We start from the raw sequence: 10,289 nt of genomic DNA on the forward strand, positions 1-10,289 counted from the left end.
CTCCCGCGCCGCAACACACCCCTGGAAGCCAGCCGAGCCAACCAGCTGGACGTCAGAGGGGCCTCCGGCGCCGCGAGACACCCCTGGGAGCCAGCCGGGTGGCGGGGTCAGCCGCTGACGACGCGGTTGCGGCCGGACTCCTTGGCCCGGTAGAGGGCGTGATCAGCCCGCGCCAGCAACTCGTCCAGAGTGCTGTCGCCGGGTGAGAGCTTCGTCAGCCCCACACTGATCGTCACCGCCACCGGACCAGCAGCCGTCTGCACCGGCTCCGCCGACACCGCCTGCCGGATCCGCTCGGCAAGCTCAGCCGCGTGGCCCTCGTGATCGGGCAGGACCACCGCGAACTCCTCGCCGCCGTAACGGCCGAGCACGTCCGAGTGGCGCATCCGGCTGCGGATGCGGGCGGCCACCGTACGAATGACCTCATCACCCACGCCGTGACCGTACGTGTCGTTGATGGTCTTGAATTTGTCGATGTCGAGCATCGCCGCTGCCAGCTGGCGCCCGTTGCGGGAGGCCGCCTGCACCAGGGCGCCGGCGATGGCGTAGAAGTGGCGCCGGTTGTGCTGCCCGGTCAGCTCGTCGGTGGTCGCCAGTTCGCGGACGCGGCTGAACAGGCGGGCGTTCTCGTACGCCGTCATGCCCTGGGTGGCCAGCGCCGCCGCGACCTGGCGGCTGGTGTCGTCGAGGCTGGTGCCGCCGAGCAGGATCAGGCCGGCGCCCTCGTCGCGGGCGCGGAGCGGGACGGCGAGGACGGCCGGTGCACCGTTGAGCAGCCGTTCGCGGAGCGCTCCGGTTGCCGCCGGGTCGAGCAGGACCGGGGCTTCGACGAGGGAGAAGTCGTCCATGATCGCTGTGGACACGGCTCCGACCATTTCGGCGGGGGCGTCGCCGAGCACCTCGAGCACTTCGCCGTCGGGGCCGAGGAGGCAGCCGGCGTCGGCGCCGAGCTGGGTGTGGAGGGTGGTGGCGAGCCGCCGCAGCAGCTGTTCGGGTTCGAGGATGGTGGTGAGCTCGGCGAGGGTGGCCTGGAGCATCTCGGCGAGGGCCTGCTGCTGGCGGGCGGACTGTACGGCCGAGTGCAGCTGTGCGGCGCGGGCGGTCTCCAGGGACACGGCGACGTGGCTGGTCACCGCGGTGAGCACGGCGACGTCGTCGTCGGTGAAGATGCCGCGGGCGAGGCGGCTGTCGAGGTAGACGACGGCGACCAGGCGGCCCTTGAACTGCACCGGGGCGACGAGGATGCTGCGCAGGCCGTGCACCACGGCGCTGCGGGAGCCGAGGGCGGCGCCCTGTTCGGTGCCGGTGACGACGAGCGGTTCGCCGGTCTCGGCGACGCGCCGGACGAGGGTCGCGCCGTACTCGGTGGTGTCGGTGAGGTCGCCGTTCGCGTCCCGCCCGGCGTAGCGGACGGGCTCGCCGGCGTCGTCGAGCAGGAAGAACAGGGCGCGTTCGGCGCCGAGGATGCGCAGCATCTCGTCGAGTGCGACCTGGGCCAGCTGCTGCGGGTCGAGGATGGTGGCGGCGGCGGTGCCGACCTGCTGCAACGCGTCGAGGTGACGGTTACGGCCGGAGATGGGGCGGCGTTCCGCGACGGTACGCCGATGCGTGCCCGCGCCCTCGTCGACACCGAATTCGGTACGGGTCTGCCGGCGCCGCTGTTCCCAGCCGTGGAACACGGCGAGTCCCAGCGCGAACCGGGCCTGCCGGTCGGACTCGTTGGCCATGCCCATGGCCCGGAACGCGCGGGCCCGGATGCGGCACACCTCGTACTGGACGAACGGGGCGTCGAGCACGCGCAGCTGCCGTTCCGCCTCGTCGGCGGCTTTGATACAGCGCTTGTAGTCGCCGGCGACGTAGTACAGCGACGCCCGGGTGGTCTGGTGTACGGCCTTCAACAGCGGGGTGCCGCCGACCTTGCCGAGGGCGTGCACGGCTTTGCGGGCGGCTTCGAAGCGCTGCGGGCGTTCCTCGTCGGAGGCGTAGCGGAGCTGAATCAGCCGGGCGTGCGCCTGGTAGACGTAGATCCACTTGTGCTGCGGCATCAGGTCGGCGGTCCGCAGCCCAAGACCGTGGAACTCGTTGAGGACCCCTTCGAGCTGGCTGCCGACCTCGCCCTGTTCGAGCAGGAGACAGGCGGCGCCGGTGAGCATGTTGGCCCGCTGCACCGGGGTGCCGGTCCCTTCGGGGAACGTGGTGCGCAGCCGCTGGAGGGCCGCGGCCGCGTCACCGAAGCGGCTCTGACCGGCCGGGACCATCACGCTGAGCATGCCGAGCGAGGTGCCGAGGGCCTGTTCGGGCTGTTCCAGCCGCGCCATCGCCTTCTCGAACTCGCGCTCGCTCTCGCCGACGTAACCGCGCAACAGGAACCGCAGCCCGAGGGTGGCGTAGCCGGGGATCAGCTGGGCCGGCGAGTACCAGCGGACGTTGCGGGTGATCACCTTCTCCCAGGCGGTGCCGTCGTCGTAGCCGCCGAACAGCAGCGAGAGACCGCGCATCCAATCCACGTAGGCGGTCAGGGCGGGATCGCCGAGCCCCGCGGCGACCTCGGCCGCACGGTTCAGGCACCGCTCGGAGGTTCCGCGCAACTTGATGACCGCCGTCACGTAACCGATCAGCGAGTAGATGCGGACGTACTCCGGGCATGGCCCGAGCCGGTTCACCGCGTACAGCGCCCGCAGGCTGAGCGTCCCGGCTTCGCGCAGGCGCATTCCCACGCCTGCGGCGTAGCCACCGGCGTCCAGCACGGCGGTGAGTGCGGCGAGCGTTTCCCGCCGCCGGCCCGTTGCCGTTCCAAAACCGATTTTGGTACGGCGAACGAGCCCACCCGCCATCGCGATGAACAGCGTCGACAGCAGGACGAGCAGCCCCCGCCCCGGCAACGGCCGGCCCAGTTCGGCGAGCGCCGCGCGAGCCGCCTTCAGGGCGCTCTCGTCGTCCCACAGGGTGTGGTGCAGCTCGATCCGGGTGGTGAGCAGCTCGGTCCGGCGCAACCGGTCCGGTTCGCCGGCCAGCGCCCGGTCCAGCACCTCGTCGGCCTCGTCGAACCGCCACGCCCGCAGGTACGCCTGGGCGAGCAGATGCAGCATCTCGGTGCTCGGCGCGGGATCACCGGCCAGAGCCTCGGACAGATAGTCGATCGCCTCGGCGGGTGCCTGGTCCTGGAGCGCCCGGCGGCCCGCCGCGGCGGCACTGCGACGCCGGTCCGCAGCCGGGACGGCATCACCGGCGCGACGGTGGTGGCGCGCCACCGCGTACGCATGACCCTCGTCCCTGAGATCTTCCGGCAGCTGCTCGAGAGCCCCCGCCAGGGCCGCGTGGCACCGCCTCAGGTCCTGCTCACCGATCCGGTCCAGCAGCACGTCACGCAGTTGCGGGTGGACGAAGGCATACCAGCCGCCGGGCCGGGCCTCCAGCACGTGCCGGTCGACACCGGCGGCGAGCGCGGCCACGACCCGGTCGGGTTCGCCGATGGTGAGCAGCGGCTCGGGGCGGAACCGGGCGCCTGCCACGGCGGCCGTCGCGAGACAGTCGAGGTCCTGGCCGCTGAGCCCGTCGAGCCGGGTGGCGAGCAGGTCACGCAGGCCGGCGGTGGCCGGGAGCAGGTCGGCGCCGGCCGTGTCGAGGCGCCAGGTCCCCCAGAACGGGCTGAGCAGACCGGCGTCGAGCAGCCGCAACAGGTAGCTGACCACCGCGAGCGGCGTCCCGTCGGTACGCGTGGCGACGTGCCGGGAGAGGTCGGCGCCCACCGTCGCGCCGGGCAGCCGGGAGGTGATCAGGTCGGCGACCGCCGTGGCCGGCAGCGGACCGCAGGTCACCTCCAGCGACGGCGGGCCGCCCAGCTCCCCGGCCGGGTCGGCGGCTCCGTCCGGAGCGGTGAGCAGCACCAGGATCGGCAGGGCGGGCAGCTCGGGAACGAGTTTGCCGAGCAGTTGCCGGGTGCCGGAGTCGAGCTCGTGCGCGTCGTCGATGACCACGACCAGCCCGCCGGCCCGGGTGGCCAGCTCGCCGAGGAACGCCACACCCGCCGCCAGGACGTGCTCGTCACCGCCCGCGGCCGGAGTGCCGGCCGGCGCGGCCGACTCGGCGGGCATCGGGCCGAGGTCGCCGAAGAGCCGGCCGATCAGGCCGGGCCCGGCGACCGCCGAGGCCTCGGCGATCTGTTGGTCGACGACGGCACGCCGGGCCGGGGGCAGCCTGCGGACCTGGACGAGCCAGTTCTCGACCGCCTCGCGCGCGGCGGCCAGCGGTGACGCCCCGTCCGGGCGGCAGGTGGCCCAGAGCACCGGGACACCGTCGGCCGCGGCCTGCGTGGCGAGTTCGGCGGCCAGGCGCGTACGACCGGAGCCGGGGCCGCCGCGCACGACGGCCACACCACCCTGCCCGGCACGGACCCGTTCCCAGCGCCGGGCCAGCCGGCCGGCCTCGGCGTCGCGGCCGACGAGTGGCCAGGCGGCGACCGCGGGGTGCACGGCAGCCTCGCCGCCGGGGCAGTCGCGCAGGTCGGCGAGGAGCGCGGCGGCGTCCGGATAGCGGTCGTCGGGGTCCTTGGCGAGCAGCCGGTAGACCACCGCGGCCAGCGCGGTGTCGATCCCGGGGCGCAGTTGGGCCAGGTCGGGCACGGGTGCGGCCAGGTGCAGGCGGAGGAGCTCGCCCACGTCGTCGGCCTCGAACGGCAGGCGGCCGGTGAGACATTCGAAGAGCACCACACCGAGCGAGTACAGGTCGGAGCGCCCGTCGACCGGGCGCTTGAGCATGCCGGACTGCTCCGGAGGCGCGTACAGGAAGGTGCCGACCGCTTCCTCGGAGTTCTCCCGATCGTCGCGGCCCAGCTGGGCCAGACCGAAGTCGATCAGTTTGGCCTCACGCCCGCCGGAGACCATGATGTTGCCGGGCTTGATGTCGCGGTGCACGAGGCCGAGCCGGTGCGCCGCGGCCAGGCCGCGGGTGAGCTGGGCGGCCAGCTCGACCACCCGTTCCTGGCTCATCAGGCCACTCACGAGCAGGTCGGCGAGGGAACCGCCGGACAGATGCTCGAGCACCAGTGCAGGGGCGCCGTCGAACTCGCCCGCCGCGTGCACGCCGACGACACCCGGATCGTTGATGCAGGCCAGCAGCGCGGCCTCCCGGTGGAAGGCGGCGCGGACCTCCGGGTCCTGGGCCGCGTCGGCCAGGGGGCGTTTCACCGCATACCAGTCGTCGCCGCGCCTGGCCCGGTGCACCATCGTGAAAGCGCCGCGGCCGAGTTCCTCGACCACCTCGAGGTCGGTCAACTCCGCCGGCCGCGCGCGTCCTGTATCCGTCACCTACACACTCACTCCGCATCCGGCGTCGCTCTGCTGATCGGCTGAAAGCGTGCCGATCTGAACGAACTCGCTTCCGCGAACATCCGGTTCCACCGGAACATGGTCTCGATCCGAGGCTACGCGCCGGATCGACGATCGCGCGTCCCCCGAGCCTTCACCTAGAGCGACGCGGCCAGCTTCTTCAGCGCCTCGGCGGCGCCGGTGGTCAGCGGGTCGCCGTGTCCGGGCAGGATCGCCTTGACGTCGAGGCCGGCCAGCTTCTTCACCGAGGCCGCCGCCTGGGTCATGTCCGCCGTGTACTCCGGCGCCGCGCCTTCGAGGCCGTTCTGGTTGCGCAGCGCGTCGCCGGCCACCAGCACGCCGGTCGTGGGTTCGAAGATCGCCATGTGCCCCAGGGTGTGCCCCGGCGTGCCGACGATCCGCAGGCCGAAGACGTCGTCGCCGTCCTTCAGGCCGGCTATCGGCTTGTCGGCGGTGATGCCGGAGATGTCCGCCTCCCCGGCATACAGCTTCGCGCCGACGAGCGGGGCGATCCCGGCGAGGCCACCGGCGTGATCGTCGTGCTGGTGGGTGAGGATGACGTGCTTCACCGCCGACCAGCCGGTGCCGGCCGCCTTGAGCGCGGTCTCGATGGCGGTCTCCGACCCGGGCGTGCCGGTGTCGACGATCGCGACCTCGCCGCCGCGGATCAGCAGATAGGCGGAGACGAACGAGAGGTTCACCCGCTGCCAGTCGCCGACCACCCCGTTGCCGCCGCCGGCGGGTGCCGAGGCGGGCGGCGCGGCAGCCGAGGGTGCCGAGGTGGTGGGAGTGGTCGCGTCCGACGTGGAACAGCCGGTCACGGTATTGAGGACGGTCACGCCGAGAACACCGGAGCCGGCGGTGAAGAGCAGCCTGCGGTTCAGTCTGAAGTCACTCATGACCCCATCTTCCGCGATCTCACCCTCGCCAAGGTCGCAGACAGTGGTCGATCATCTTCATCTGACGATCCGGTTCGGCCAGTTCGGACCCCATGATGGCGTGCACCTGCTGGCCGACGGCGATGGACAGGAGCACGTCGATCACCTCCTCGATCGGGGTGGCCGGGATCAGCCGGCCGTCCCGCACCGCCTCGGTGAGATGCCGTCCGAGCAGGTCGTGCCAGTGCTCGTCGACGTCGGCACGGGTGGCAGCGATCTTGTCGTTGGCCGCGAGGCGGCCCCAGAAACCGACAACGACGTACGCCTCGTCGACGGTCTCCTTCACCAGCGGCAGGATCTCGCGCAGCATCGCGTACACCGCGTCCAGGCCGGACAGCTGGGCGGTGGCGGCCGCGATCCGCGCGTTCGTCCGCTCGGTGATCCGCTGATAGGCGCCGGCGGCCACCGCGTCGTAGCCGTCGAAGTAGTGCCAGAGCGCACCCGTACCCACACCAAGCTCGGCCGCGATGGCGCGGCTCGTCGCGGCGGGCAGCCCGTCCCGGGCCACGACTGTCAGATAGGCCTCGACGATCTCGTCGCGCCGCTGTTCGTGATCAACGATTTTCGGCACCCGTCATTACCCCCGGTCCCCTCCGAAAGTCCATACCTTCGGTCCCCGTCCGAATGCAGCAGTGAGGCTACTCGTCTCATTGAGTGAACGGTCGGACACCTGACAGTGGTCGCGACACCTGCGGGGCACCCGCGGAGGCCGGGTGCGGGCATGCTGAGGCCAGGGGGCGTGACTGACTGAGGCGGATCGATGACTATGACCTCCCCGCTGGATCCACGGGCTGACCTGCGACCACGTGGCAACGACGAGGAGACGGTGTCCGAGCGCGTGATCGATCTGATCACGACAATGACCGCGGCGGTGGTCCGGCAGGATCCGCCACGCGTGGTGTCCCGGCGGCCCGGCCCGCACGGCGCGGGCCCGGTGGACGTGCCGGCGGTCGACGAGGTGCTCGATCGGGTGCGGGAGCTGTGGTGGCAGCGCCTCGACCCGGAGGACCGGCTCGCCGTGCACGTGGCGGCCCTGCACCGCTCGCCGCGGCCGACACCGGTCTCCGAAGTGGTCGCCGCCTGCCGCCTGGCCGCCGCATGCGGTCGGCCCGTCCGGCTTCCCGAGTTCACCTCGATGACCCTCGGCTCGGTGAAACCCGGGCTGCGCGGCACCTGGTCCGCCGAGGTCGGCACCCGGCCGTACGGGATCGGGCACATCGGCGAGTACGGCAGCATCCGGGCCGCGAACGCCGCGGTCTGGGACACCATCGAGACCAACCGCGAAACCCTGCGCGACCGGATGCGGGCCGCGTCACCGCTGCTCGCCGGGGTGGCCGGCCGCGGCTGGGAGGAGCCGCAGGTGAGCGTCTGGGCGAGCGCCGAGCAGCGCGACGAGGACGACGCGGAACTGGTGACCATGCATCAGATCGCGCACCGGGCCCGGGTCGGTGTGTCCCTGGCGGACCGGTGGCGGGCCGAGCACGCCGCCTTTCCGGCACCCGAAACGGGTACGTCGCTCTGGTACTGGCCGCTCGTCGAGCGCTGGCTGGCCGACACCGGACGGCTGCCCGCCGACGGCCCGGCAGCGGACCGTCCCGACCTGCCCCGCGACTCCGGTTACTGAGCGGTGGTCAGGATCATCCAGCCGTGTGCCGGTACCGTGGCCGTGGCCGTGTCCGCGCCCTCCGCCGACGTCTCGGCCGCGCGCAGACCGGTCACGTCGATCGGGAAGGTGTAAGGCTGGTCGCCGACGTTGAGCAGCGTGACCAGGCGGGCGGACGGATCGTGCGGGTCGGTCGCGGTGAAGGCGGCGGCCTCGTTCGTCAGGTGCGCTGATGCGGTACGGGCGTGCGCGAGCCACGGATGCCGCCGCCGCAGGCCGATGAGGCGCTGGTGCAGGCGGTAGACGGGCCAGCCGTACGGAGCCAGGCCGGCGGGCACGGCCGGATACTCCGGGCGGACCGCGTCGTCGCCGCCGGCCCGGTCCTCCTTGACACCGCGGAAGGCCTGCTCGTCGCCGTAGTAGACGCTCGGCACACCGCCGGTGGTGAACAGCACGGCCAGGGCGTGACCGACGTGCCGCTCGTCGGTGAGGCGGCTGGCCAGCCGGGTCACGTCGTGGTTGCCGACGAAGGTGAGCGGTGTGCCGGCCGCGAGCAGCTCCTGATGCCGTTCGAGCGCCCACGACAGCTCGAAGAGGTTGCCGTCGTTGAGGCTGCTCCAGACCGCTTTCCACAGCTCGTACTGGGTGATCCCGTCGAGAGTGCTCTCCCGCAGATAACCCGCGTAGTCCCCGTGGATCACCTCACCGACGAACCATGCCTCGGGATGCTGTGGGCGGACACGTTCCAGCGCGGCACGCCAGAACTTCGGGGGTACGGCGTAAGCAGCGTCCAGCCGCCACCCGTCGGCGCCCCGGTCCAGCCAGTGGTTCATCACCCGGACCACGTGGTCGAGGACGGCCGGCTCGTCGTGGTTGAGGGCGAGCAGGCTGCCGTGCCCCTCGAAGACCGCGAAGTCGTCGGGTCCCGTCCCCGTACGCCGCAACCAGCTCTCCCGATCGGGCACCGGAAAGCCCTTGCCGACGTGGTTGAAGACACCGTCGAGCAGCACGCGCAGACCACGGTCGTGTGCGGCGGTGATCAGCTTGTCGAAGTCGGCGTCGTCACCGAGCCGCGGGTCGATCCGGAAGTAGTCGACAGTGTCGTAGCCGTGCGACTCAGCGGCGAAGATCGGCCCGAGCTGCAGCCCGTTGGCACCCAGCTCGATCGCGTAGTCCAGCCAGTCGGTCAGCCGGGGCAGCCGGTGCGCGGGGCCGGCGTGCAGTGCGCCGGTGAAGCCGAGCGGATAGACGTGCCACCAGATGGCGTGATCGGTCCAGGAGGGCATCACCCCAGGCTAGCCCCCGCCCACCGATCCCCTCACGCCCGCCGAGGCAGCGCCGCCGAAGCAGCACTCACAGCCAGCCGGGTCTCGCCGGTCATGGCCGGGTGGATCATGCGGCGTGGGGGTCAGCAGTGTGAACAGTGCGCCGGGCACGGCGTCTCCGCGGCCGCGGTGGAGAGCGAAACACCCCTGAGCGCCAGCCGACCCACCCAGCTGGCCGCGAGCGGGGCCTCCCCGCCCGAAACACACCCCTGAACGCCAGCCGACCCACCCAGCTGGCCGCCAGCGGGGCCCCCGCGCCCGAAACACACCCCTGAACGCCAGCCACCCCACCCAGCTGGCCGCCAGCGGGGCCCCCGCGCCCGAAACACACCCCTGAACGCCAGCCGACCCGCCCAGCTGGCCGTCAGCGGGGCCTCCCCGCCCGAAACACACCCCTGAACGCCAGCCGACCCGCCCAGCTGGCCGTCAGCGGGGCCTCCGCGCCCGAAAGGCACCGCTGAGAGCCAGCTGGGTGTCACGGGTTGGGGAAGGTGGTTCGGTAGACCTGGTCGGCGATCTGGCGGGTCTGCTCGTCGAAGAGGACGAGGCGGATCAGGTCCACGGTGGTGGGCTCGGCGTGCAGGGCCGTCAGCGCCTGGAGGACGGCGTCGTCTTTCGGCCAGCGGTACACGCCGGAGGAGATCAGGGGGAACGCCACCGACCGGGCGCCCAGGCCGGCCGCGAGTGTCAGGGACGTCGTGTAGCAGCTGCGCAGGAGCGGGCCGCGGTCGACGTCGGGGCTGAAGACCGGGCCGACGGTGTGGATGACCCAGCGGGCGGGCAGCCGCCCGGCGGTGGTGACCACGGCCTGCCCGACGGCGAGACCGCGCCCGTACTGGCTGGCTCGCAGAGCGCGGCACTCCTCCAGGATGGCCGGGCCACCCCGGCGGTGGATCGCCCCGTCGACGCCGCCACCTCCCAGCAGTGAGGAGTTGGCCGCGTTGACGACGGCGTCCACCCGCTCGGCGGTGATGTCTCCGGTGACCAGCTCGATGCGCACGACCCATCCTCTCCCGCGTCAGACACCCCAGCTTCTTGGATGTCAAGCTGCGGCGGGTTGTGTGCGGTGTGACCAGGCGGTCGTTTCGTTGTAGGA

At 72.2% G+C, this 10,289-nt stretch carries 6 protein-coding genes; 1 reads left to right on the forward strand and 5 read right to left on the reverse strand.

Translation table 11 applies throughout. The features are described 5' to 3' along the window. Positions 1-107: 107 nt before the first annotated feature. The 3 genes from ACFQV6_RS38115 to ACFQV6_RS38125 form a co-directional block, all read right to left on the reverse strand. A complete protein-coding gene (locus ACFQV6_RS38115) occupies positions 108-5,306 on the reverse strand; it encodes a diguanylate cyclase (RefSeq protein ID WP_378032568.1) in 5,199 nt (1,732 codons plus the stop codon). A 158-nt stretch (positions 5,307-5,464) separates the two neighbouring features. Beyond that, complete coding sequence (locus tag ACFQV6_RS38120) at positions 5,465-6,226, reverse strand: MBL fold metallo-hydrolase (RefSeq protein WP_378032569.1); 762 nt, start codon at positions 6,224-6,226, stop codon at positions 5,465-5,467. Between the two features lie 19 nt (positions 6,227-6,245). Beyond that, a complete protein-coding gene (locus tag ACFQV6_RS38125) occupies positions 6,246-6,836 on the reverse strand; it encodes a TetR/AcrR family transcriptional regulator (RefSeq protein WP_378032570.1) in 591 nt (196 codons plus the stop codon). Positions 6,837-7,025: 189 nt separating this feature from the next. Between ACFQV6_RS38125 and ACFQV6_RS38130 the strand changes: the two genes are divergently transcribed. Continuing rightward, positions 7,026-7,889, forward strand: coding sequence for a hypothetical protein (locus ACFQV6_RS38130; RefSeq protein WP_378032571.1), 864 nt, complete (start codon positions 7,026-7,028; stop codon positions 7,887-7,889). Here the strand turns inward: ACFQV6_RS38130 and ACFQV6_RS38135 are convergent. Then, positions 7,883-9,154 (reverse strand): alpha-amylase family glycosyl hydrolase, encoded by a 1,272-nt coding sequence (locus tag ACFQV6_RS38135; RefSeq protein ID WP_378032572.1) that lies wholly within the window; start codon positions 9,152-9,154, stop codon positions 7,883-7,885. The two genes, ACFQV6_RS38130 and ACFQV6_RS38135, sit on opposite strands and share 7 nt — an antisense overlap. A gap of 514 nt (positions 9,155-9,668) precedes the next feature. Further along, positions 9,669-10,193: an O-acetyl-ADP-ribose deacetylase gene (locus tag ACFQV6_RS38140; protein WP_378032573.1), complete on the reverse strand. Its 525-nt coding sequence runs from the start codon at positions 10,191-10,193 to the stop codon at positions 9,669-9,671. Positions 10,194-10,289 lie beyond the last annotated feature (96 nt).

Source organism: Actinoplanes sp. GCM10030250 (assembly GCF_042666575.1).
Lineage (GTDB): Bacteria > Actinomycetota > Actinomycetes > Mycobacteriales > Micromonosporaceae > Actinoplanes.